Raw genomic sequence first — 23,829 nt, forward strand, 5'->3', positions numbered from 1 at the left:
TTGGTGATTCAAGGCTTAAAGGCTTCAAGGGTCTGGGCCAGGCTGGCGCTGGACAGTTCGCCCAGGTGACTGGCGACCCGCCGCCCCTGGGCGTCATAGAACAACGTGGTCGGCAGGGCAGTGGAGCCGACCGTGCGGCCGAACTGGCTGTCGGCATCGAACAGCACATTGCGCAGGGCCAGGTTCTGGCTGCGCAGAAAGCGTGTGACCGTGTCGGGCGTCTCGCCCTGATTGACAAACACAAACTCGATGTCGGGATGCTCGGCCTGGGCGGCCATGAGCACCGGCATTTCGCGTCGGCACGGTGGGCACCAGGTGGCCCAGAGGTTGACCACGCGAGGTTTGCCCGCCGTGGCCTGCCAGTCGACCGGCTGGCCGTATTGATCGTGGAGGGTGACGGCCGGTAATGCGCTGCCGCGTTCCAGGCCCTGCCAGACCAGATTGGCCGCGCCCCAGCCCAGGACGCCGACCGCCAGCGCCGCGCCCAGGGGCTTGCGCAACGCCTGGGTGCGCCATGTCAGCCAGCCGCCCACGGCCAATGCCACGCCGACACCCGGCCAGGCGCTGAAGCCGCCATCGCGAATATCGATGATGCGCCACAGCGCACCCTGGTAATGCTCAAAATAGCGGGCCACGAACACCAGCCGGGCCACCAGCAGCGTGATGATCAACAGCCAGAACAACTGGCGCTCGGGGTTGCAGCCCTGGCGCCGGCCGAGCCACCCGCCGGTCAGGGTGGCCGCCATCAGGCTGGCCAGCACCAGAGCATGGTGCATGCCCAGGGCAAAGGGGCCCAGGTTCAACGTCAGCATCAACCGCGCTCCCGCAAGGTAATCCAGTGATCGACAAAGGTCTTGGCGTCCACCTCGCCAATGATCCGCGCCTCACGCCGCTCCTGGCCGTCCGGGCCGATCCACAGCAGGGTCGGCGGGCCGGGGACGTCGAAGCGCTGCAGCAGCGCCCGGCTCGCCTCATCGTTACGCGTGACGTCGGGCTTGAGGATACGCACCCCGGCCAGGCTGGACTGGACCTCCGGCCTGGCGAAGACCTGTTTGTCCATGACCTTGCAGCTCACGCACCAGTCAGCGTAGTAGTCGACCAGCACCCATTGGCGTGCGTCTCTTGCCTGTGCCAGTGCCGCCTCCAGGGCTTGCACCGAGTCGAGCTTGTGCGCCTGGGCCATGTCGACGGTGGCCACCGGCGCGCGCGAGGTGTAGACCGCCAGCGGTTGCCACGGATCACTCGCACCCCCGGCGGCGCCCACCAGCAGCAGGCCACCCCACAACCCGACCAGCCACGCCGCACCCCGGTACAGCGGCTGCCGGGTCGGTAACTGGCCGGCCATGTGCAGCAAGGTAGCGCCCAGCATCAGTAACAGCACGCCCCACAGGCCCAGCCACAGCCAGTCGGCCAGCAGCACGCGGACCATCAACAGGGCGGCGATCAGGAACATGAAACCAAACAGGTTCTTGAGCCGGTCCATCCATGCCCCGGGCTTGGGCAGAAAGCGATTGCCGACCGTCACCAGCAACAACAGCGGCACGCCCATGCCCAGGCCGAGCGCAAACAGCACCAGGGCGCCGTGCAGCGCATTGCCGCTCTGGGCGATGAACAGCAGCGCGGCGGCCAGCGGGGCGGTCATGCACGGACCGATCAACAAACCCGACAGCACGCCAAGCGTCGCCGCCCCGAACAGGCTGCCACCGCGCTGGCGGCGGCTGGCGCTGTCGAGCCGATGACGGATAAAGGCCGGCAGTTGCAGCTCGAACACCCCGAACATCGGCAACGCCAGCAGCACGAACAATGCGGCAAGGCTGCCCAGCAACCACGGCTGTTGCAAGGCCGCCTGCAGGTTGGCCCCCAGCAGGGCAGCCAGCACGCCGAGACCGGCATACACCATCGCCATGCTCAGCACATAAGTGCCGGCCAGCAGCACACCGCGCCGGGCCGAAACGCCTTTGCCGACCACGATGCCGGCCAGGATCGGCAGCATCGGCAGCGAGCAGGGCGTGAAGGCCAGCAGCAGGCCGAAGCCGAAAAACATCACCAGGCTCCAGGCCAGTGCACGCTCCTGAAGCTGACCGGACAGCGCCTGGTCCGGGGCTTGCGCCGTGGCCGGCGGCGACTCGTCCGGCGCCGCGCCGTCCAGCACCAGGTCGCGGCTTTGCGGCGGGTAGCACAGGCCGGCGTCGGCACAGCCTTGCCAGCTCACCTTGACGTGCTGGCCGGCCCCGGCACCCAGCGTGAGAGTCAGGCTGTGGCGATAGATCTCGGTGTCGCCGAAATATTCGTCGCGGTGCGCCTCGCCGTCCGGCAGCTCAGGCATCGCCCCGGGTGCCAGTCCGGTCAGGTGCAGGCGGTGCTTGTAAAGGTAGTAGCCGGGGGCAATCTTCCAGTGCAACTGCGTGGTGCCGTTTTCCAGCGGCAGCACGCTCAGGTCGAAGGCCTGCTCGGCGGCCAGGAAACGGTTGTCCAGGCTGCGTGTGAACAGCCCGCTGCTGGCCGTGGCCAGGCCGGACATGAGCAACAGAACCAGAAAAATGAGGGGGCGCATGAGGCTCCTTGCAAGACGCTTGAGTGACCAGTGCCGCGCAGCTTGCGGTGCCGTGATTAACGGTCGGTTAACGTTCGGAAAAGGTTGGGATAATGCCGCCTTAACCGAACCCCCGGATGATGAGCGTTTTTGCGCAGGAGCTTTGCATGCACGTTTTGCTGGTCGAGGACGATGCCCTGATTGCCAGTGGCATCGTCGCCGGGCTGAATGCCCAGCGCCTGACAGTCGATCATGTGGCCAGCGCCAGTGCGGCCGAGGCCATGCTGCGCACCGGCCACTTCGAGGTGCTGGTCCTCGACCTGGGCCTGCCCGATGAAGACGGTGTCAGCCTGTTACGGCGCCTGCGCCAGCAGGGCATGGCACTGCCGGTGCTGGTGCTGACCGCCCGCGATGCCGTCACCGACCGGGTCATCGGCCTGCAGGCCGGCGCTGACGATTACCTGCTCAAGCCCTTCGACCTGCGTGAGCTGACCGCCCGGCTGCACACTCTGGTCAGGCGTTCGGCCGGGCGCTGTGTCAACACGGTCGAGCACGGGCGCCTGAGCTATGACCCGAGCCGCTGCCAGGCCTGGCTCGACGGCACCGAGGTGGAGCTGTCACGCCGGGAGCTGGGGTTGTTGCAAGTGCTGTTGAACAACCCGGAGCGGGTGCTGAGCAGCGATCAGCTCAAGGATGCGATCTACGGTTTTGGCGAAGACGTCGAGAGCAATGCCCTGAGCGTGCACATTCATCATTTGCGCCGCAAACTGGGCAACGGCATCGTCGAGACGGTGCGCGGGCTGGGTTATCGCCTGGGTACTGCCGGTCATGAGCCATGCGCCTCATGAGCCTGCGCCTGCGCCTGACCCTGATGCTCGGCTCGGCCTTCGTGCTGCTCTGGTTGCTGGCCGCCGCCTGGATGCTGCACGACCTGCGCACGCAGATGATGCGCTCGCTGGACGAACGCCTGGCCGCGTCGGCGCACATGGTGGCCGGCTTGCTGGCGCAGTTGCCGCAACCGTTGAGCCCGGACGGCACGCGGCGCAGCATCAGCGCCGAACAACTGGGCATCGCCAATGGCCTGGTGTGCCAGGTCAGCTCGCTGCGCGGCGAAGTGCTGGCGCGCAGCCCGTCGGCGCCGGGGCAGGCGCTGCAGGCCGAGGACGGCGGCTTTCAGCAACAGATGATCGAGGGCGTGGCCTGGCGCAGTTTCACCCTGGCGCAAGGCGAACTGCGCATCACCACCGCCGACCGGCTGGATGAGCGCGATGCCCTCAGTCATTCGGTGTTGTTGGCGGCCGCATTGCCAGTGGCCGTGGCCTTGCTGGGCAGCCTGGGGTTGCTCTGGCTGTGCCTGGGCCGCGGGCTGGCGCCCTTGCGGCAGATTCGCCAGGCGCTGCAGCAACGCAGCCCCGACTCGCTGCAACCCTTGCAACTGGACGCCTTGCCGGCGGAATTGCAGCCATTGGTACATACCCAGAACCAGCTGTTCCAGCGCATTGCCCAGGCCATCGAGCGTGAACGACGCTTCACCGGTGACGCCGCCCATGAACTTCGCAGTCCGCTGACGGCCATCAAGACCCACCTGCAGGTTGCCCGTTTGATCCATGGCGAAAGCGACTCTTCGCTGGCCAATGCCGAGGCTGGCGCTGATCGCCTGCAGCGCACGCTGGAACAATTGCTGCTGCTGGCGCGGGTCGAGGGTCGCCAGGCGTTCGACGATGGCCTGCACTGCTCGGCGCGCGAGATCGCGCACCTGGCCATGGTCGACCTCGACGCCGCCCAGCGCCCGCGCATCGACCTGCACCTGGCCACCGGACTGACCGACGCGCCCGTGACGGTGCCGGTGACCCTGCTGGTCTCGGCCCTGCGCAACCTGCTGGAAAATGCCCTGCGCCATACGCCCGCCGGCAGCCCGGTACAACTGAGCATCAGCGCCTCGGTCGACGGCCTGCACCTGAGCGTGCGTGATCATGGTCCGGGCATCCCCGACGAACATTTGCCTTGCATGACCCGGCGTTTCTGGCGCAGCGCCGGCAGCCAGGGCAGCGGCCTGGGCCTGTCGATCGTGCAGGCGATTGCCGAACGGTGCGGCGGCCGACTGCAATGGATCAATCATGCCGACGGGCTTGAGGTCACGCTGTGGGTGCCTTGAAGGCCCGAGCGGCGCTGCACCGGATCAGAACAACGGCAAGGTATAGCCGACGATCACCCGGTTTTCGTCGATGTCGCTGGTCAAGCCACCGCTTGAGCGAAAGGTGGCGTTGCGCAGGCGGACATTCAGCCCCTTGAACGTGCCGTTCTGGAAGGTGTAGACCAGGTCGGTGTCGCGCTCCCATTCCTTGCCACCGCTGACCCGTGCGGTCTCGATGTGCTTACCGTTCACGTAGCGGCTCATGAAGCTCAGGCCGGGAATGCCCAGGGCGGCGAAGTCATAGTCGTAGCGGGCTTGCCAGGCATCGGTCCCGGCCTTGGTGAACACGTTGACCGTGACCAGGTTGACCGAATACGGGTCCAGCCCCGGATAGGCGAAGTCGCCGTCGCCGGACAGGTTCTGGTACCCGGCGCCGAACTTGTGTGCCCCCAGGCCCAGGGTGAGCATGCCGTTGAAAAAACGGTTGTCGATGCGCCCGCCGTCGACCCGGGCGCTGCTGCGATAGCGGTGCTCGCCGTCTTCGCCGGTGTCGAAAAAGCGCAGGTCGGTCTTGAGGCTGACGCCTTCAGCCAGCGCCGTGGTGTGGGTGAGCCCGGCGAAATGCTGGCGGTAGAGGTTGTCCATCTGCGCGTAGTAGTAGCTCAGGGTCAGGTTCGGGTTCAGCGCGTAGCTGCCGCCGAACAGGTCCAGATGAGCGCTTTGCACACCGCCATAGTTCATCTCGTCATTGCTCGACGAGTCGCGCAGGTTGATCTTTTCCAGGCGCCCGGCGTTCAGGGTCAGGCCGTCGATTTCCCGGCTGGTCAGCAGGCCGCCCGAATAGGTCGAGGACAACAGGCGCACATCATTGTAGGCCGCCACCGGCAGCGACGGTTGCAGGGTGCCCAGCTTGAGTACGCTCTTGGACAGCCTGATCTTGGCGGTCAGGCCCAGCTCGCTGTAGTCATCCACCGGCTCCAGGCTGCTGGCGCCATAGGGCAACAGGCCGGTGCCACGGCGGTCGCGGCTGGAATCGAGCTTGATGCCCAACTGACCGATGGCGTCGAGGCCAAACCCTACCGTGCCCTCGGTAAAGCCCGACTCCAGGCGGGCGGTGAACCCCTGCGCCCATTCCTCGGCCTTGGCCTGGGCGGCCCCGCTTTGGCGAAAGTCGCGGCTCAGGTACATGTTGCGTGCTTCAAGGCTGGCCTTGCTGTCGGCAAAAAAGTCGGCCTGAGCGGCGCCGCTGAAGCTGCAAGCGCTGCCCAGCAGGCAGGCGAGTGCCGGCAGGGGGTGTCGATTCCTGATCATTGTTTTTATCTCCAGGACATGGGTGATGAACCGCCACGGCTGAAATCCCCATGCCGTGGCGGCGCTTATCAAGCCATATGGTTAATCTGTTAACAATAGTTTTTCTGACCGATAAAAAAAGAAAATGATGATCGAATATCGTCAAAAAATGATTCATATATTTGTTTTTATTGGTTTTATTTTATTTTCTATGTGGCTTTTGAAGATTTTCTGGCCAGCCCCTACTTTCGTGGATATTGACAATTTTCTATAAAAACTTAATTTATTAATGTATTGCGCTTCCTGCCGCCACTGCACCTGCATGGCTACAAAAACAAAAACGGAGCTACCTGCATGACATCCATCAAGATTGCCGCCCTGTGCCTGGTCATGGCGGGCGCTGCATCGGCACACGCCGCCGAGACCGTCACCCTCAAGGTGGCCCACTTCCTGCCTTCGACCTCCAATGCCCAGGCCAACATCATCGAGCCGTGGTGCGAGCAACTGCGCCAGGAGTCGGCCGGGCGCATCCAGTGCCAGCTGTATCCTTCGATGCAACTGGGCGGCACGCCGGCCAAGCTGGCCGACATGGCGCGCAATGGCGTGGCCGACATCGTCTGGACCGCGCCGGCCTACTCGCCGGGCAAGTTTCCCCGGGTCGAAGCGCTGGAGCTGCCGTTCGTGCTGCCGTACGGCGGCAAGGCCGGCAATGACATCATCTGGCAGTTCTACGAGCAGTACGCCAAAGAGGACTTCAAGGGCTACAAGGTGCTGGTGGTGCACGGCGATGGCGGCATGAACCTGCACACCCGGGGCAAGGCGGTGCACACCCTGGCCGACCTGAAAGGCCTGAAGCTGCGTGCCTCCAGCCGCACCGCCGCCAAGACGGTCGAAAGCCTGGGCGCCACGCCGGTCAGCATGCCGCCGGCGCAGATGACCGAGGCCATCTCCAAGGGCGTGGTCGACGGCGCACTGGCGGCCTGGGAAGTGGTGCCGGCGACCAAGCTCGATGAGGTGACCCAGTATCACAGCGTCACCCCGGCCGGGCAGCCGGCGCTGGGCTACACCGTGCTGGCCATGCTCATGAACCAGAAAAAATTCGACAGCCTGCCGGCCGATCTGCAGGCGATCATCGAACGCAACAGCGGCAAGGTGTTGTCCGAGCGCTTCGCCACCGCCTGGGACAAGGCCACCGATGCCGCCCATGACGCCACCCCGGCCCAGGGCCTGGTGAATATCGAGGCGGGTGCCTACGAAGACATGCACAAGGCGTCGGCCAGCGCGGTCGAGCAGTGGATCAGCGAAGCCGATGCCAAGGGCCTGGAGGGCAAGGTGCTGGTGCAGCAGGTGCGCAGCCTGTCCGGCGTGGCGCAGTAACCGCCATGCAGGAATCCTTGAGTGTCGAATTGGTCGTCGAGCCCCATCACGGTCGGGCGCGCCGGTTGCTGGGCCAGGTGACCCAGGCGTTTGCCCTGGGAGGCGGCCTGTTGTTGATGGCGCTGATCGGCATGTCGCTGGTGTCGATCATTGGCCGCAAGCTGTTCTCCATGCCGGTGCGTGGCGACATGGAGCTGGTCGAGGTCGGCGCCTCGATCGCGATTGCCGCCTTTCTGCCGCTGTGCGAGCTGCGCGGCACGCACATCAAGGTCGATGCGCTGACCTCATGGCTGCCCGCCGTGGTGCGCGCCAGCCTCGACGGTGTGGCGCACCTGCTGTGCTGTGCGGTGGCGTGGCTGCTGGCCTGGCGCACCGGGCTGCAAATGCTCGACAACCATGAAAATGGCGACACCACGACGCTGTTGTCATTTCCACTGTGGGTGGCGCTGCTGTTTATCGTTCCCAGCCTGGTGCTGCTGGGCGTCTGCGCGCTGGCGCGGGTTCACGATGTCTGGTGCAAGGCAAGGGGGCGTTCATGAGCGGTCTGGGATTGGGGCTGGTGGCGCTGGGCATCACCATGCTGCTGTTGTTGTTACGCGTGCACATCGGCATCACCATGCTGATCGGCGGTGCGGCGTGTTTCTGGGCGGTCAATGACGGCGACCTGTCGAGCCTGATGTTCACCCTCAACGACCTGGCGTACTCGCGGCTGTCCAACTACGACCTGGCGGTGATCCCGCTGTTCGTGATGATGGGCCAGTTCGCCACGCATGGCGGCCTGTCGCGCTCGATCTTTCGCTGCGCCGCCGCGTTCATCGGGCACTGGAAGGGCGGCATGGGCCTGTCGGCGATTGGCGCCTGTGCAGGGTTCGGTGCGATCTGCGGTTCGTCGCTGGCCACCGCCGCGACCATGAGCCATGTGGCCTTGCCCGAGCTGCGCCGGCATAACTACTCCGGGCGCCTGGCCACCGCCACGGTGGCGGCGGGCGGGACGCTGGGCATCCTGATTCCACCGTCGGTGCCGCTGATTATCTATGCAGTGCTGACCCAGGAGTCCATCGCCAAGCTGTTCATGGCCGCCATCGTGCCGGGGGTGATTGCGATCATCGGCTACATGCTGGTGCTGCGCATCATGGTCGGCCGCGATGGCAGCCAGACGACCCTGTCGCCCAAGGCGTCGGGTGCCGAACGATTCAAGGCGTTGATCAATGTCTCGCCGGTGATCGGTGTGTTTCTGGTGGTCATCGTCGGGATTTATGGCGGCTGGGCCAACCCTACGGAGGCGGCGTCCATTGGCGCGGCGGCCTGCGCAATTCTGGCCATCTGGCAAGGCGGCATGCGCTGGATCGGCATTCGCGCCAGCCTGTTGGGCACAGCGGAAACCTCGGCGATGATCTTTCTGGTGCTGCTGGGCGCCGACCTGCTCAACTCCGGACTGGCCCTGACCCAGATGCCCGGCGAACTGGCGGCCTGGGTCATCGCCAGCGGCCTGGCCCCGATGCTGGTGCTGATCATCATCCTGGGGCTGTACCTGGTCCTGGGCTGTGTGATGGATTCGCTGGCGATGATCCTGCTGACCATCCCGATTTTCTACCCGATGATCATGGGCCTGGATTTCTTTGGCCTGAGCGAGTCGGACAAGTCAATCTGGTTCGGCATCCTGGCCCTGATGGTGGTGGAAATCGGCCTGATCCATCCCCCCCTGGGCATGAACCTGTTCATCGTCCAGCGCACCGCCGGTGACGTGCCCTACGGCGAGACGGCCAAGGGCATCGTGCCGTTCCTGTGCTCGGACCTGCTGCGCATCGTATTGCTGGTGGCCTTTCCGGGACTGTGCCTGTGGTTGCTGACAGTGTAATGCCGCTATCTCCCCCGTAGGAGCGCGCTCTGCCGGAATGCCGGACCACCGCGACCGGCTGCGTTAGCAGTCGTAAAATTGTGGCGTTTCGCAGATTTTGAATGTGTTACCAGCTGTAGATTTTCAGCGCTTGATCAATTTTGCGAGCGCTGCGTACTCGGTCGTGGTGGTCCGGCATTCCGGCAGAGCGCGCTCCTACCAAGCCCTATGTCCGCTGGCCAATCCTGCGGCTAGTACACCTGTGCTATTGAAGAAAACGGCCGTAAGCATTTACTGTGCCCTCAACTGCACAAGGACTGCTGTAATGAAGAAAACGATGTCGGCCCTGCTGTGTTCATCTGTATTGCTGGTGGGCTGCGGCCCTGACGCCGTGGTCCGGGAGCTGCCTTCGCCAGGCGGGAAATACCATGCCCAGGTGCGTCACTGCCCTGAAAGCGGGGCCATCAACTGGAGCGAGCAACTGGAAATCTACGTGCTTGATGCTGGCGTCGAGTCGAGGTGCCATTCCTATGTAGAGCCTCTGGTGGGATTCAAGGTCAGGCCGCCGGAGATGCCACTCGACCAGGTGCAAGTGCAATGGCTGACCGACACTCGATTAAGGGTCTGGTATCCAGGCCTGAAGCCGGATGTCTCGCCCGATTCGATGTATCGCAAGTCCGACTCACCGATCGAAATGGTCTTCCAGCCCAGGCCGTGACCTCAGGCTGGCCTGGCAGCGCCGTGGTGCCTGCAAGGGCCTCAGTTCGAGGACAATGCCGCCGGCACAGGGTAGTGTTTGCCGTCGTATTCCAGCGTGAACCGGGAGACAACCGGTGTGCGTTCGACGTCTTTGCAGTCGTCACCCTTGGCCACGCTTTTGATATGGATGACCTTCTGCTCGACCTGCAGGCTGGCCAGGCCGTTCTTGCTCTTGTCAGCGATCGAGATCGTACGCTCTGCCTGGGTGAAATCACCGTTGCAGGTGCCGTCCCAGTCAGCGCTGCTGCTGCTCACTTGCAGCGTGTCCATGACCGGGCGCAATGTCTGGCCCTCCAGGACATAGAGATTGAGCTGCTTGCTGCTGGAAGGATTGACCCGCGAAGACCCCAGGTGACTGATGCGTACGCCAAACGCCCGCAGCCCGGGGGCAAGCTGATAGCGGGCGGTGTCCAGGACCAGGCTGTCAAAGTAGACGGCGTCTGACACGATCGCGCTGCGCTCGTAGTGCCGGGCAATGATCTTGCCGGTGGCCGTGTCGGCAACGACCACGCCCAGGCCATACTCACCCTGGCCATCGGCGTCGACATTCTCGGCCAAGGGGAGGGCGGCCAGGGTCTGGCGCGGGTTGCCCGGATTGATCTTGCACACCGCATGTTCGCTGTCGAGCTTCAGGTCGGGCTGCAGGCTCCTGGCCCAGGTGGGCAGATGCTCGGTGCAGTCGGCCGACGCAAACAGAGGGATGAACAGCAGCGCCAGCGCGGAAAGTGTACGCATCGAACAAATCTTCCTTTGAGTGTGTGGGCTGGAGGGTATCAAGGCTTGAAGGCTTCGACACCCAGCAGCACGACCAGCAGGAGTGCCATCAGCGCGATCATCGATGTTCGGGTCAACATTGATCGCGCCTTCCCGCGGTGATGGCCCGGGCGCGGGGCCTGAGGCGTTGTGGCCGGCGTGCGGTAACGCAGGGCCTGTGTACGTTCTGGCGATAGCATGCGGTTGTTGATGCCGGGTTCGATCCTGCCGGCAAAACGCGGCACCGGCACATTCATCAGTTCGCCAAAGGTGCGGTAGGCGGAGTTGCTGTTGACGGTGCCCCGCCACAGGCTGAAGCCGTAGTTGGGGTAGTTCAGGTCTTGCGCATTGCAGGCCGATACGGCGTTTACCGCGGTGTTCCAGCGCGCCAGGATTTCCTCCCGGCCACCGATGGCGACCGTGCAGGCTTGCTGATCATCGCGAATGAAGCTGGTGCGGTTGACCGGCGCGCCGATCAAGTCGGCGTAACCGGCATCGTGCGGGTAATGCCAGGCCCGCAGTGAATGCCGGGCTTCATTGAAACCGATCGCAATGGCCTTGCCGGTCCGGCGCTCGGTGGCCAGGCCATGCAACTGCGCCAGAGCATGACCGTGCTCGTCGCGCAGCACCCAATAGTTGTGTGCGGCGACCCCGAGGATATTGAGTGATCGTGCTTCGATCGAGTAGCCGGGCATGGTTGTCTTCTGGGGTGTGGGTGATCGCAAGGGTCCGGCTCGACGTTTTGAGGTCATTCTAGCTGGTATGGGGCCATTTTTAATGCAGGAGGCACCCCGGGGCCATGGGCCAACGGTGCCTGGCCAATGCCGATCAGTTAAAGTGAATTTCGTCGAATGCCGGACATGGGGGAGGGGGCCCCGGTGGCGGATGGAGAGACGCCCGTCAGGCGCCTCTTGCTGACTCGCCCTGCAATAACGCCAGGGCTCGGTCAAAGTCAAACAACTCAACCTGTCGGGCTACCAGCGCAAGCCGCTTGGCCAGGCGCTCGTCAAGCCGCTGTCGGCGCAGATCCTCAAGTACCTTCACCGCAGCAGTGTCGCTCTCGCCCAGCAACCGTATGAGTAAGTTCAGTTGCGCTTCTACCTCTGTGTTGTTGCACAGAGCGTCGCTCTGCGGGCTCGCACAGCCGTCCCCAAGAAGGGTCAAGGCTGCCAGGACTGGCGCCAGGCAGCGCTGTACCTCTGTCACTAAATGGCTTACGGCGAGCGCCTGATCGCCGGCCTTGCAGGCTCCCTCAAGCGCGCCTGCAGCCTGAGCCACAGCCTTGGCGCCGATATTGCCAGCGGTGCCCCGCAGGTTATGGGCGAGTCGGCTGGCAGCGCTTGCGTCCGGATCGGCCAAAGCCGCCTGGAACTGCTCAGGGAAGCCCGTTTGAGTGTCACGGAATTTGCGCAACAGGCGCAGGTAAAGATCGCGACGCCCCATGCATGTGCTCAGGCCTGCCGCGATATCGATGCCTTCGATGCGCTCCGGCAGGTCGGCCAGGGTCGGCGCCAGCGATGAAAGCGCAGGTTTATGGCGAGAGGGCTTGGGATGGATCCACTTGGCCAGGGTGGCGAACATGCCGTCGACGTTCAACGGTTTGGATATATGGTCGTTCATGCCACAAGCCTGTGCACGCTCGCGATCACCCTCCATCGCGTTGGCGGTCATGGCGAGTATCGGTAATTCCGAGAAATGTGCCTGCTCACGGATTCTGCGAGTGGCGGTATAACCGTCCATGACCGGCATTTGGCAATCCATCAACACACCGTCGAAGTCGGTATCGCCAATCAGGATGTCCAGTGCTTCCTGGCCATGCCGTGCAAGGCGCAACTGTATCCCGGCGCTCTCCAGCAGCTCACAGGCAAGCTCCTGATTCAGCTCGTTGTCCTCCACGAGCAGCAAGCGCGCGCCACGTAGGCCGGCAACAAGATAGGCACTTTGCTTGGAACGCTCGCTCGTCCGGGTCTCGCCTTGGGGCGCCCGATACAAGACCGCGCCGATGGCTTCGAGCAATGACGATGAGGTCACCGGCTTGGTCAGCACAATTGGCAGTTGGATGCCATGCCGCTCGGCCTCATCGCGAGCATCGTCACGGCCGAAGGCGGTAACCATGATCACCGATGGCGTGGGGCGCGGGTTGCCAGAACGCATCCGGCTCACCGTTTCCATGCCGTCCATACCAGGCATCCGCCAGTCCATCAGCACCAGGTCGTAAGGCAGCTCGCGCGCTTCGGCATCGCCCAGCAGGCGAAGTGCCCTGCCGCCGTTCTCGGCGACGTCCACCTCCAGGCCGAAGCTGCGCGCCATGCCAGAGAGGATTTCCCGGGCGCTGGCGTTGTCGTCCACCACCAGAATACGCATGCCCGGCAATTCGTCGGCCCTGAACATGCGCCGTGGCGGTACACCCTGTTGCAGGCCGAGGCGCACCTGGAAATGGAAGGTAGAACCGTGTCCCGGCACGCTTTCCACCCAGATTCGTCCCTCCATCAGCTCCACCAGCTTCTTCGAAATGGAAAGACCCAACCCGGTGCCCCCATACTTGCGTGTGGTTGAACTGTCGGCCTGGCTGAACGACATGAACATGCGCTCGCACTGTTCGAAGGTCATGCCGATACCGGTGTCACGCACCCAGAAATGCAGCTCGACCTGCTCGCCGTTCGTACCTGTCTGTTCTGCGCCGACCACAATCTCGCCGCGCTCGGTGAACTTGGCGGCATTGTTGCCCAGATTGATAAGCACCTGCCCCAATCGCAGGGGATCGCCAACCAGAGCGGTGCTCAATTGCGGTTGCATATTGAACAGCAATTCCAGTTCCTTGTCCTGGGCCTTCAGACCGACCATGTTCGCAAAGCTGTCGAGTACGTCTTCCAGCCGGAAGGGAATGTGCTCAAGGCTCATCCTGCCTGCTTCGATCTTGGAGAAGTCGAGAATGTCATTGATGATGCCCAGCAGATTCTCCGCTGAGCGATGAACTTTCTCGATGTAGTTGCGCTGCCTGTTGTTCAGTTCGGTGCGCAACGCCAGGTGGCTCATGCCGATGATGGCGTTCATCGGTGTGCGGATTTCATGGCTCATATTGGCGAGGAACTCGCTCTTGGCTCGAGTCGCCTCTTCAGCCACCGCCCGCGCCTCCACCAGTTCGGTGATGTCGATCTTGACACCCGTAGCACGCAGTGGCTTGCCATCCGCAGCCCGCGTGAAACGGCTGAGCGATTTGAAGGTGCGCACCGCGCCGTCGTTGCGCCTTACGATGCGGAAATCCAGTTCAAAACGATCTACACCGCTTAAAATCGCCTTTGCGTAAGCAGCCTCGGCAGCCTGCGCGTCATCGGGATGCAGCAGTGCATTCCAATGCGCCATGGTCCCGCCAAACGCTCCCGTTTCGAGCCCGAACATGTGCTCCAGCTGCGGCGTCCAGTAGTCTTGACCCGTCACCAGGTCAACGTCGAACAGGCCAATATCACCCGCCTCCTGAGCCAGGCTCAAGCGGTCGCTTGCTGTGCGCAGCCTGGTTTCCATCGCCCGTCGCTCACTGACGTCACGCACCGATGCGCAGACGCAGATACCACGCCCCTCGAGGCTAGGCAGATGAGAAAGGCCAATTTCCACCGAAAACTGGCTGCTGTCCTTGCGCACGCCGCGCAGGTCATCCAGGTTACCGCCCATCTGGCGCGTGGTGCCGTTGGCGATGAAACCGTCGCGTAAACCAACATGCCGTTCGCGAGCGGCTTTCGGTACCAACCGCTCGACAAAAGCTCCGATCAGTTCGCCCTGTTCATAGCCAAATAGAATGTCGAGTTGCGGGTTGGTCATCATGATGCGACCGTCGGCACCTATTACCAAAATGCCGTCAGGTGACGCTTCGATGATGCCGCGATACCAGGCTTCGGTCGCGCGCAGTGCACCCTGCTGGGCCTCCAGCTCCTGAGCCTGGCGCTCCAGTTGCTGCGCCTGACTGCCCATCTCGTCTGCTTGACGACGCGTCTCCTGCAGCAATGCCTGAGCGGCTTCGCTTCGCTCCATGATCGCCAAGGCACCAGCCAGCCTGGGAAGCACCTCCTGCAGCAGCAGTTCCTCGTTCTCGTCCAGAGGATGGAACCCGGCTAGCTCCAGCACCCCGAGCAAGCGCTCGCCACGCATGATCGGCTGTACCAGCAGATGGCTGACTTGCGCCTCGCCCAAGTGGGAGCGCACATGCCAAAAGGATTCTGGAAGCTCGTTAAACTGACGCGGTTTGTGATCGCGGGCACACTGGCCTACAAGGCCTTCACCCATCTCCACCTCTGCGTATGGCCGGCTTTGCCCATCCAGCGCGTAGCCGCCCAGCAATCGCAGCTGTGAGGCTCCCTGATAGAGGGCATACAGCGCCCCTTGGCACATGGCCAACTGCGGGACCATGCGGCTGAAGAAGGCCTGGGCCAAATCCTGCGGCGTTTCCGCTTGCTGCAGGTCTATCTGCAGCAAGGAGGCGTGCCCTTTGATCCAGCGCTGGCGCTCAAGCTGACGCGACTCAAGCTGGAGCTTGGCGATAGCACGCGCCAGGTCGCCGGTCTCGTTCTGCAGGTCTGTATGAGGAATCTGCTGATCAAGCTTGCCGGATGCCAGCTCGTCCACCGCCACGCGTACCCGGTTGAGAGGCAGGCGAATCGATCGGCTGACCAGCCATGCAAGTATCAGTGCCAGCGTCGAGCCACACAGCAACAGGGCGTAAGTCACATTGCTGCTGCGCACTGCATAATCGGCGAGATACTTCGCCGTATCGTGAATATCGGCTTTCTTGTTTTCCGCCACACGATTCAACAGCGCATCACTTTCCATTTCCAGATCGATGAACGCCTGACTCGTGAGCACGGCCATGGCCTGGCCCGAATAGCCACGCCCTATCAGCGCGAGCGCCTCATCACCGCTGCTCAACAGACGTTGCAGGGAAACCTCGAATTCGGCCAGCCCCTTCTGGCTGGCAGGTCGGCGCAAGGTCGGGCGCGCCTGAGCTATGGCCTCTTGCAAGTGCTTCTGTGCTTCTTGCATGTGAGTCAATGCTGCGATGCGCACGTCCGCATTATTGGTACCGACCGCTCTTTGCAGGGCCTGCATCACATGGGGCAACTGCACCCGGGCCTCCTGCACCAGTTCTATGCCGACCAGGTCTTGCTGATACAACTGCTGCATCTCGTGCTTGAGTGTGCTCTGAGAACGCAGGCTCTGCACACCAAGCAGCAGGATCATCGCGAGCAGAGCGCTGAAGCCGATCAGCAGCTTGCGCCCAAGAGGGAGACGCTCCAGCAGGTCGAATAATAGGGTCATGTATCTTCTCTTGAGAGGGTGCACCGAATTCAAGGTTGCCGGGCAATGTGCGCTAACGTTGCCAGTTGCCTGGCCATGTCTTGATCGGTGTCAGAGAAGCGCTCGGATATTTCACGAAAGCGCTCTGCGTTAGCCACAAAGACGTCGCAGATATCGGGATCGAAATGCGAGCCGCGTCCCGCGCGAATGATGCCGACCGCCTGCTCATGAGGCATGCCTGGCTTGTACACGCGTCGGCTGATCAAGGCGTCATAGACGTCCGCTACTGCCATCAGGCGGGCGCTGATGGGAATGTCGTCAGCAGCCAGCCCTTCCGGGTAGCCACTGCCGTCCCATTTTTCCTGATGGCTGTAAGCGATTTCCTTGGCGAGACGTAAAAAATCAACCTTCACACCCAACTGATTCTCGGCATGCTGAATGGCATCGCGTCCCAGTGTGGTATGAGTCTTCATAATCTCGAACTCTTCGGGGGTGAAGCGCCCCGGCTTGAGCAATATATGGTCGGGAATGCCGATCTTGCCGATGTCATGCAACGGCGCGGACTTGAACAGCAGCCTGATAGTGTCCTCATCAAGAAAATGCCGAAACCGTGAATGCTCGCGCAGTAGATTTGCCAATAACCGAACGTAATGCTGGGTTCGACGGATATGGTTGCCGGTCTCGTTGTCACGGGTCTCGGCAAGAGAGGCCATCGCATGGATGGTGACATCCTGAATCGCCGTCACCTCGCGAGTGCGCCGCTGCACCTCCTGCTCAAGAAAGTCGTTCTTGTCTCGCAGGAAGTCGGCAGCCGCTTTGACCTTGAGTTGAGTATCGACTCTTGCCAGCACCAACGGTGGGCTGATCGGTTTGGTTATATAGTCCACAGCCCCCATTTCGAGGCCGATGATCTCGTCTTCGATGGTGGCCATGGCGGTAAGGAAGATGATTGGGATATCACATGTTCGCGGCGCCTGTTTCAAGCGCTTGGCCACTTCGTAGCCGGACAGTTCAGGCATCATGATGTCCAGCAGAATCAGATCCGGTAACGGGTCGCGCTCAAGGATACGCAACGCCTTCTCGCCGCTGTTGGCGGCTTTGATCCGATAACGATCCTTGAGCAGGTCAACCATTAACATCAGATTGTCGGGGGTGTCGTCGACCACGAGAACGGTAGTGGGCTGAGGAACATAGTGCTCGCTATCCATGGGATATCAGCTCCCTTGCTAATCGAGGACAGCCAGGAAAGCCGCTCCGTTTTGGGGAGCGTAGCCGAGAAATATGCAGGCGTTATCAAGCTTTGGCTGTTCTGGAGAACTTTAGTTGCCGATGGCTGTCACCAGGGCGCCGCATGCTGGTCAAGGTGAATGCAACCGCGTGATTGGCACACCTTGCACCGATCAGGCAGGCATCCACTGAGGCGGCAGCAGTCGCTCGATCTTACTGGCCCGCTGCGTCGGTAGCCGCATGAGCACATCCCGCAGATAAGTATGCATACGGGGCGGTGGTCTAACGAAGAACACCGTGCAACGAGTGACACTGTCTACCCTATGGATGGCACGCCGACACTTGGCAATACGATCGATGTGCGCCTGTAAGGTGGGAAATGGCTGCCGCGATGTGCTCGTGGCAGTTAAAACACAGAAATGAGCGGGTGACCTGATCGTTTTTGATCGATTTGCCGCGTGCAGCATCGGCGAGTGCTGAAGCCCGCCAGAAATACATGGCGACTTCAGGCCCTCCTCAAGGGGAAAAGAACCAGGAGCAGGAAAATGAAATCCGCATTGGCCATTACGCTTTGGGTGCTAATGCCTGTAGGCGTTATTACGTTCATCGCGTCTCACTATCCGTCAATGATTGAGCGCAGAGCAATGGCAAACAAAGCACATGGCCAGGCTGGCCAGCTTCAGCCAAAACCTGTCGGTACTGAACTTGAAATCATTCTGCCTAACGGCCAACGGCTCAAGGCTCAGGAATTTTCGTCTGACGCTCAGGCCAGTAAGCTCGAATAGCTGTAGTTTGAAAATCCTTGAGAGTGAGTAGTCGGCAATGTCGCGCGAAGCGGGCGCGGATGAGCCCATTCGAGTCGATAGGCGTCGGCAGGGCTGCCGGCTCGGAATGTTGCATTGGCACGGAGAGTTGTGGGTCAATCTTCGCGATCTGCCCGAGCGGGTTCAGGTGCAGCAGGAAACGCAGATGTCACGTTGGGAGACGCTGAGGCGATTTTTTCGAAGTGACAAAAGAGTATGGAGCCGGGAGGAGGGCCGTATCGCGAATAGCCAAAGCCAGTTACTGCATGGCTTTTTGGCTATCGGTGCGGTAACCGGAGGTTACGCGGAAGGGACTGGAGCGGGTGAAGGGAATCGAACCCTCGTTATCAGCTTGGGAAGCTGTATCACGTGCAATATCATCATATCGAACTGGGTATCTGATTCTTGCTTTTGCCTATGTAAATCAAGGGCTTGTAGGGGTATTTCCAGTATCATTTCATATCGGGTAATCTGCTATTAATTCCGGCTAACAGACACCTGAAACAGACACCTTCCTTATGCTAACAGACAAACAGATTCGATCATTGAAGCCAGGTCCGACCGACTACACCCGATCCGACCAGCGCGGCTCTCGCGGGGATGGTGTCTTGGTGGTCAAGGTCAAGACCACGGGCGTGAAAGAGCTTTACTACGTCAGGTATGTCCAGAAGAAAATCCGGCGTAAAAAGCTGGGTAACTGGCCGGATCTGTCACTGGCAGATGCGCGTTTGAAATGCAGCCAGGCAAGCGAGACAGATGCATCAGGGGCGTCGTTATCGCTGCTCCTGGACTCTTACGTTGCAAAGCTGCAGGTTGAGAACGCCGTATCGCATGATGATGTGAAGTGGTCATTCAAGAAGTACGTCACCGATCCGCATCCAGACATTGCGAAAATGCCTGCTGCTCTGATCGAGCCAGGGCATATCAAAGATATTCTGTCGAAGATGATTAAAGATGGCGTGACGACGTTCACCAACCGGGTCAGGTCAAGACTGCATGCCGCGTTCCAGCATGGTCTTAATCATGAAAACAACCCCCGAGAGTATCTGCAGGACGGTGTGCGGTTTGGGCTGAAGCACAACCCGGTTGCCGGCGTCCCTGTTCAAGAGGACTGGGAAAAGCCTGGTGAGCGGGCATTGTCTCCCGAGGAACTGGGCAAGCTTTGGAATCTTCTTCCCGATCAACTTAGCCTGGTCACTTCGGAACTGATCAAGTTCCTCATTGCAACCGGTGGCCAGCGGCCGACGCAGTTGCTGGCAACTGATCGCGATGGTTATCACAAGGACCATGTCCTGCTTCGGGACAGGAAAAGTAAGTCTGGGGAGCGCACGGCGCACGCGGTGCCGCTGACGCCGCTCAGCTCGGCCTGCTTGGAGCGGCTGTCGATGATCACGGCGGATAACCCGTACCCATTCTCTGGTAAGGATCTCAAGGAATCGATCCATACGAACTCTCTATCCAGGGCTGTGACGAAACTTTATTCGAGGCACAAGGGGGAGTTCGCTGGGCCGTTTACGCTCAGGGATATTCGTCGCACGTGCAAGACTTTGATGGGGGCCGCTGGGCTTAGCAAGGATGTGCGTGACCGTATTCAGGGGCACGCTCTGTCTGATGTGTCGTCTAAACACTACGACCGCTACGACTACTTTAAGGAGAAACAGGCAGCCCTTGAGGTGTGGGCTGCCTGGTTGGTGAAGGAGGCAAAGATTACTCCCTAACTCATGCGGCCTCGCGGGTAGCCCAGTCTGCTGGAGCGCTCTGCCAGACCGCAATCTCGGATGCTCGCCATCCCACGCGGCCTGGTGAGATCCGAATAGGTTTAGGGAAGCGCTTTGCCTTTACCTCGCGCCAGATGGTTGCGTGGGACAAGGAGGTGACTTGTAGGACTTCTGCCTCTTTGAGGTATCGATCAAGCGCGGTCATGGTGTTTCTCCGGCCTGGGCTCGCTTGGCGATGGCTTGCTCTACTGCTTTTCGCACGCTGGGGGTGTAGCGTCGGGAAACGTCTATCGGCTCGGCCTGGCCAGCTACGTGCACGGCTGCCAAGACGCCGCGATATTCGTTGGGATGGCGGAAGCTTTGCAGGCGCTCATGCATTACAAGCGCATTGCGATGTGCCCTGACCACGCGATCTGCGTAGATGCACTCTATCTCTATCAGCGGTGTGTTCAGTAGCAGCTCCCCGCCGTCGTGGTACACGACCACATACTTCTGTTCGGCTTTGAAGTGGCTGATGTCCTCGATCAGTACGCGAACGACTTTGCGGCGATACGTGGACTGGATGTAGTCGGCGTGAAGTTCTTCAGACGCTTTCATTGGCTTCGACCTCCAGCTGGTCTGCATGCCGTTCGGCGAGTTGGGTCTTGACCCTATCCACCTCAGATTGACGAGCTTCCCATGCAGCCTGATCAATGGCGGCACGTAGGTGGGTCTCGACCAAGCCATTCAGGTACGCTGGATTGAGCGCATCCAGCTCCCAGCTCGATGATCCGTGGAGCTTCCGGTATGAGGCGAAGCGCGAGTCGGTGGTCTTGGCTGGGTTTTCCGGTGGGCGCACCTCATCGATCTGATCGCGGGTTAGTGCAATGCGGTTCACCGCCTCTGGCGGCAGGCCGGACTCGGTGAACAGGCAGATGCGATCTTGGAGGTCGCGGGTCATGTCGATGCCCGATGGGTCATGGTCACCCAGGTGCAGGATCATGGGGCACTGATCGCGCTCCATCGCTGGCAGCAAGTGGCGCTCGGCGAATTCGCGTAGCACAGTGCCGCTCGGATAACCGCGTGCCGCGAGAATCGGCACGTCCCAAGTGCGGCACAGTCGTGACAGCACGCCAACTAGAGCCTCCTTTTCAATAATCACGAAGACTCGAAAATCCTGGTTGGCCCACATGTCCATCTTGAACTGGCTGGCACACGCCCCCGTGATGTCGCTGCCCAGCTCCCAGTGGTTGTTGGTGACGAACTCGCGGGTGCGGTCCTCGATAGCGTCCCAGTCAATCCGGCCGGCCAGCTTGGCGTCGTTGATCAGTCCAGCGACCCGTTTATACGACTGCAGCGTATTTTCTATCAGGTCGCGGGCCACAAGCTGGTAATAGAGCTGACGCACTGTGAGGACATAGCCCTGGCGTTGGTACTCGGCGATCAGGGTGTTCATGAATTGGATCATCAGGTCATTGGCCTGATTGAACGATTTGGGGATATAGCAAACCTTAGCCATTGGACTGACTCCCGGCGCTCATGCTAACGATATGATGATCTGTCATGCCGCCTGCTCCCGAGCTGCTTGAGTGGCTGCACCGCACAGGCGGCTGTTCAGTACCTCCAGTTTCGTGTGCAGCACGGTAGCCTTGCGGGCCATCGGTTCAGCACCTTTGATCGGTGTCCAGGTACGCCGTGCCAGCTCAATAATGTTCGCTGCCTGGATTAGTAGGCCGATGTCGGTCGGGGTCACTTCCACGGCCAATCCGTTGGCGGCCCGCAATTGCTCCAGATCGGCGCGTGCAAGTGCCAGCTCTTCGTCCAGGCGGTCGATTTGTTGCCAAGCGGCTGTAGTGGCCTGCTTTTGGGCGACCATCATTGGCTCCAAAACTGCAGTGGTAGCGTTGCTTCCTGCCTCACGGCCACGTCGATGAGCCGTGGTGATTGCGCGGAAGAACGCGTAGGTCAGAGCGGCGAAGCTCAGGATCAGGCCGCCCAAAGCAATGATGTGTTCTGTTTGCATGTGCTGTGTCTCTCAGTAGTTTGTCGCCGCCATGGGCGGTGTTACGCGACTTGTGCGCCGATGCTGTCGAGGTACTGGGCCAGGTGGTGCAGGTACACAAAGGGGTGTCCCTGTCTGCTGCCGCCTGTGCGGGTAACGGTCAAAGCGATACGGCCTGCATTGATTTTGCGAAGCAGTGCCCGGTCGGTGGATATGTGCGAGAAATAGCGTGTACGCACAGCGCTCAACGTCGGGCAGGGGGTTGCGAACTCTTTACGCAACAGGTCAATCGTTTCGCTCACGCCTGATCCTCCCCGGCCCCCGCCAGATGGGGCAGGGCTTTGAGCTGCATGCGGATCAACTCGGCGAGCCCTTCCTTGGATTTGCCAACGGCTGTCGCCAACAAGCGCCCGTGAGAGTCCGCAACGACCGCGCCAAAGGGCTTTTCAGGGCATTTGGTTGGTGTCACGTACGCGACTTGCCCTGGTTGCACGACCGCATCGACGCGGCGAAACACTTCTGCCAGTTCCGTAGCGGCCGCTGGAAGCGCGTCGAGCAGGGTCAGTGCTTCTGCACTGGCCCCGATGAGCGTGGCTCGGCTGATGATCGTCGGGTGGTTGAGGTACATAGGGATCAGCTTCAGTGCCCCTACGGCCTGGGTGATTACGTTTGGTGCTGTGCTCATGCTGTGCCGTCCTTGCCCTGCGTGCTGATCGAAATACCCAGTTGCTTTGCCAGCCAGGCCACACCGCGTTCGGTGACCATGACGACGGAATAGTGGGTATAGGTGTGGATCGCCTGGTTCCAGCGGCTGCGCGGGTCGGCAAATAGGTATCCCTGGCCGACGTGCTTGCTCGCCAGATCGCCGGTCTGGGTCAAGATGCCCAGTTCACGAAGCCGTAGGCGCAGAGCCCTGGAGCCGAGGCCCAGGACTGCTGCGGTTGAGTCGAGGTTCCTGTTCATGCGGACCTCAAGCGGCTTTGGATGCGATGGCAGCGTGCTGGGCAATGACCAGTTGATCGAGCTGGCCGTACAGGTCGGTCAGCTCGCCATCGTTGTTGATCACTAGGTCATGTGGGTGAACGGCCACACCCAGCTCACTGATGTGAGCGTTCACGTCAGGAGCGTCGTTGCGCTTCATGTGGACAATCAGACCGCCACGCTTGCGGATGAAGTCGGCTTCGTTCTCGAATCGGACATCGCTAATCACGAAGCCAGGTGAGTAGGGCTCCAGCTCGGCCAGCGCATCCAGATTCTGCTCGGCGATGTCGACCCAAATACTCGCGCTGATCATGTCGCGCCCCCACTCGGTACCGAGCAGTTGCATCAGTTGGCGTGGTGAGCGGCCCACCCACGGGATCAGTTGCTCTTTGTCTTCACCTTCAAGGTCTTCGATGTTCAGGCCGAACATCGCGGCGATGCCTTCCTTGAGCGGAGTGGCGAAGGCATAGGTCTGGAAACCATGTTCGCTGGCCAGGTGATCGGCAGAGGTGGTTTTGCCGGTGCGTGCATGGCCGGTGAGGCCGATAAGGATTTGCTTCATGCTGCGTCACCTCCCCATGGAGAGGTGGGCACAGTCAACGCGGCGCGGCGCTTGGTGCTTACGATGACGACCAAGCCAGTAGTGCGCTGGATCACTTCAATGATGCGGGGGGTTGTTGCTGCCGGGTGCAGGTACACCGGGCAGCGTTGAGGCTGCTTTGTCTGCATGATTGTAATCCTGTGGAAGGGAAGCCCTGTGGAAGGTGGGCAGGATTAACAATACATCTCGTATTTCAGCCGGTCAATACAGTGTGTAATTTGATTATCTGTTGCCACTACACAGCGTTGTCATCCTTCTCCACAAACCATGCGATGTGAGCGCTCCCATCTTGAAGCCTGCTAAGGGTCACACCGTCAGCATCATTGATCTCCTCAAGCAATCGATCCCAGTCCTGAGCCGATTCATGGGAAGTTTTTGAAATGGTGACTTGGTGTTCAAGCTGAGATCTAGGGCTCGAGATTATTTCCTGAACTCTTTTAACCAGGTGTTCGTAGGAATTCCCTGCCTTGTGGGTGGTTTGTGCCATTGGTGTCCTCCTTTTCTATTGCTGTATATACATACAGTATTGCGAATAATGGCCATTTGCAA

Annotated in this window: 24 protein-coding genes; 8 read left to right on the forward strand and 16 right to left on the reverse strand. The window is 61.0% G+C overall.

Features of this window, described 5'->3' with window-relative positions:
• Positions 1 to 8 precede the first annotated feature (8 nt).
• Entirely contained in the window at positions 9 to 812 is an 804-nt protein-coding gene (locus ASF84_RS01285) for a TlpA family protein disulfide reductase (protein WP_056834434.1), read from the reverse strand.
• A complete protein-coding gene (gene dsbD, locus ASF84_RS01290) occupies positions 812 to 2,554 on the reverse strand; it encodes a protein-disulfide reductase DsbD (protein WP_056834436.1) in 1,743 nt (580 codons plus the stop codon). The genes ASF84_RS01285 and dsbD overlap by 1 nt, the downstream gene beginning before the upstream one ends.
• A 146-nt stretch (positions 2,555 to 2,700) precedes the next feature.
• Here dsbD and ASF84_RS01295 point away from each other — a divergent pair, with 146 nt between their 5' ends.
• On the forward strand, positions 2,701 to 3,381 hold the full coding sequence (locus ASF84_RS01295; RefSeq protein WP_056834438.1) for a response regulator: 681 nt from the start codon (positions 2,701 to 2,703) through the stop codon (positions 3,379 to 3,381).
• Entirely contained in the window at positions 3,378 to 4,688 is a 1,311-nt protein-coding gene (locus ASF84_RS01300; protein ID WP_056834440.1) for an ATP-binding protein, read from the forward strand. The genes ASF84_RS01295 and ASF84_RS01300 overlap by 4 nt, the downstream gene beginning before the upstream one ends.
• Before the next feature lie 24 nt (positions 4,689 to 4,712).
• Here the strand turns inward: ASF84_RS01300 and ASF84_RS01305 are convergent, their stop codons facing one another.
• Positions 4,713 to 5,978, reverse strand: coding sequence for an OprD family porin (locus tag ASF84_RS01305; protein ID WP_056834442.1), 1,266 nt, complete (start codon positions 5,976 to 5,978; stop codon positions 4,713 to 4,715).
• Positions 5,979 to 6,311: 333 nt separating this feature from the next.
• Here ASF84_RS01305 and ASF84_RS01310 point away from each other — a divergent pair, with 333 nt between their 5' ends.
• The 4 genes from ASF84_RS01310 (at position 6,312) to ASF84_RS01325 (ending at position 9,889) form a co-directional block, all read left to right on the forward strand.
• The gene (locus ASF84_RS01310; protein WP_056835322.1) at positions 6,312 to 7,334 is read left to right on the forward strand and encodes a TRAP transporter substrate-binding protein; all 1,023 of its coding nucleotides are present in this window, start codon (positions 6,312 to 6,314) and stop codon (positions 7,332 to 7,334) included.
• A 17-nt stretch (positions 7,335 to 7,351) separates the two neighbouring features.
• Positions 7,352 to 7,873 carry a TRAP transporter small permease gene (locus ASF84_RS01315; protein ID WP_236709342.1) on the forward strand — a complete coding sequence of 174 codons (522 nt, stop codon included), beginning with the start codon at positions 7,352 to 7,354 and terminating at the stop codon, positions 7,871 to 7,873.
• Complete coding sequence (locus ASF84_RS01320; protein WP_056834446.1) at positions 7,870 to 9,192, forward strand: TRAP transporter large permease; 1,323 nt, start codon at positions 7,870 to 7,872, stop codon at positions 9,190 to 9,192. The genes ASF84_RS01315 and ASF84_RS01320 overlap by 4 nt, the downstream gene beginning before the upstream one ends.
• A 304-nt stretch (positions 9,193 to 9,496) precedes the next feature.
• Complete coding sequence (locus tag ASF84_RS01325) at positions 9,497 to 9,889, forward strand: hypothetical protein (protein ID WP_056834448.1); 393 nt, start codon at positions 9,497 to 9,499, stop codon at positions 9,887 to 9,889.
• 41 nt (positions 9,890 to 9,930) lie between these two features.
• On the opposite strand, the gene ASF84_RS01330 is transcribed toward ASF84_RS01325, so the two are convergent.
• The 4 genes from ASF84_RS01330 to ASF84_RS01345 all read right to left on the reverse strand — a co-directional run bounded on the left by ASF84_RS01330 (position 9,931) and on the right by ASF84_RS01345 (position 17,177).
• Positions 9,931 to 10,665: a hypothetical protein gene (locus ASF84_RS01330; RefSeq protein ID WP_056834449.1), complete on the reverse strand. Its 735-nt coding sequence runs from the start codon at positions 10,663 to 10,665 to the stop codon at positions 9,931 to 9,933.
• A gap of 38 nt (positions 10,666 to 10,703) precedes the next feature.
• Complete coding sequence (locus tag ASF84_RS01335) at positions 10,704 to 11,378, reverse strand: hypothetical protein (protein ID WP_177339439.1); 675 nt, start codon at positions 11,376 to 11,378, stop codon at positions 10,704 to 10,706.
• Between the two features lie 205 nt (positions 11,379 to 11,583).
• Entirely contained in the window at positions 11,584 to 15,990 is a 4,407-nt protein-coding gene (locus ASF84_RS01340; protein ID WP_056834451.1) for a response regulator, read from the reverse strand.
• A 29-nt stretch (positions 15,991 to 16,019) separates the two neighbouring features.
• Positions 16,020 to 17,177 (reverse strand): response regulator, encoded by a 1,158-nt coding sequence (locus ASF84_RS01345; RefSeq protein ID WP_056834453.1) that lies wholly within the window; start codon positions 17,175 to 17,177, stop codon positions 16,020 to 16,022.
• Between the two features lie 564 nt (positions 17,178 to 17,741).
• On the opposite strand from ASF84_RS01345, the gene ASF84_RS01350 reads away from it, so the two are divergent.
• Both ASF84_RS01350 and ASF84_RS01355 read left to right on the forward strand, forming a co-directional pair.
• A complete protein-coding gene (locus tag ASF84_RS01350; RefSeq protein WP_056834455.1) occupies positions 17,742 to 17,981 on the forward strand; it encodes a hypothetical protein in 240 nt (79 codons plus the stop codon).
• A gap of 536 nt (positions 17,982 to 18,517) precedes the next feature.
• The gene (locus ASF84_RS01355; protein ID WP_056834457.1) at positions 18,518 to 19,717 is read left to right on the forward strand and encodes a tyrosine-type recombinase/integrase; all 1,200 of its coding nucleotides are present in this window, start codon (positions 18,518 to 18,520) and stop codon (positions 19,715 to 19,717) included.
• A gap of 1 nt (position 19,718) precedes the next feature.
• Here the strand turns inward: ASF84_RS01355 and ASF84_RS28230 are convergent, their stop codons facing one another.
• The 9 genes from ASF84_RS28230 to ASF84_RS01395 form a co-directional block, all read right to left on the reverse strand.
• On the reverse strand, positions 19,719 to 19,922 hold the full coding sequence (locus ASF84_RS28230; protein WP_082481234.1) for a helix-turn-helix transcriptional regulator: 204 nt from the start codon (positions 19,920 to 19,922) through the stop codon (positions 19,719 to 19,721).
• A complete protein-coding gene (locus ASF84_RS01360; protein ID WP_056834459.1) occupies positions 19,919 to 20,314 on the reverse strand; it encodes a LytTR family DNA-binding domain-containing protein in 396 nt (131 codons plus the stop codon). The genes ASF84_RS28230 and ASF84_RS01360 overlap by 4 nt, the downstream gene beginning before the upstream one ends.
• A complete protein-coding gene (locus tag ASF84_RS01365) occupies positions 20,301 to 21,152 on the reverse strand; it encodes a hypothetical protein (protein WP_236709343.1) in 852 nt (283 codons plus the stop codon). The genes ASF84_RS01360 and ASF84_RS01365 overlap by 14 nt, the downstream gene beginning before the upstream one ends.
• Before the next feature lie 105 nt (positions 21,153 to 21,257).
• Positions 21,258 to 21,719 carry a hypothetical protein gene (locus ASF84_RS01370; RefSeq protein ID WP_056834461.1) on the reverse strand — a complete coding sequence of 154 codons (462 nt, stop codon included), beginning with the start codon at positions 21,717 to 21,719 and terminating at the stop codon, positions 21,258 to 21,260.
• 41 nt (positions 21,720 to 21,760) lie between these two features.
• Positions 21,761 to 22,000, reverse strand: a complete 240-nt coding sequence (locus ASF84_RS01375) for a pyocin activator PrtN family protein (RefSeq protein WP_056834464.1) — start codon at positions 21,998 to 22,000, stop codon at positions 21,761 to 21,763.
• Positions 21,997 to 22,383: a hypothetical protein gene (locus ASF84_RS01380; RefSeq protein WP_056834466.1), complete on the reverse strand. Its 387-nt coding sequence runs from the start codon at positions 22,381 to 22,383 to the stop codon at positions 21,997 to 21,999. The genes ASF84_RS01375 and ASF84_RS01380 overlap by 4 nt, the downstream gene beginning before the upstream one ends.
• Complete coding sequence (locus ASF84_RS01385; RefSeq protein ID WP_056834468.1) at positions 22,380 to 22,661, reverse strand: hypothetical protein; 282 nt, start codon at positions 22,659 to 22,661, stop codon at positions 22,380 to 22,382. The genes ASF84_RS01380 and ASF84_RS01385 overlap by 4 nt, the downstream gene beginning before the upstream one ends.
• Before the next feature lie 7 nt (positions 22,662 to 22,668).
• Positions 22,669 to 23,241 (reverse strand): deoxynucleotide monophosphate kinase family protein, encoded by a 573-nt coding sequence (locus ASF84_RS01390; protein WP_056834470.1) that lies wholly within the window; start codon positions 23,239 to 23,241, stop codon positions 22,669 to 22,671.
• Between the two features lie 274 nt (positions 23,242 to 23,515).
• Positions 23,516 to 23,767: a DUF1654 domain-containing protein gene (locus tag ASF84_RS01395; protein WP_056834472.1), complete on the reverse strand. Its 252-nt coding sequence runs from the start codon at positions 23,765 to 23,767 to the stop codon at positions 23,516 to 23,518.
• Positions 23,768 to 23,829: the final 62 nt, after the last annotated feature.

It is taken from the genome of Pseudomonas sp. Leaf127, from assembly GCF_001423155.1.
GTDB lineage: Bacteria > Pseudomonadota > Gammaproteobacteria > Pseudomonadales > Pseudomonadaceae > Aquipseudomonas > Aquipseudomonas ovata.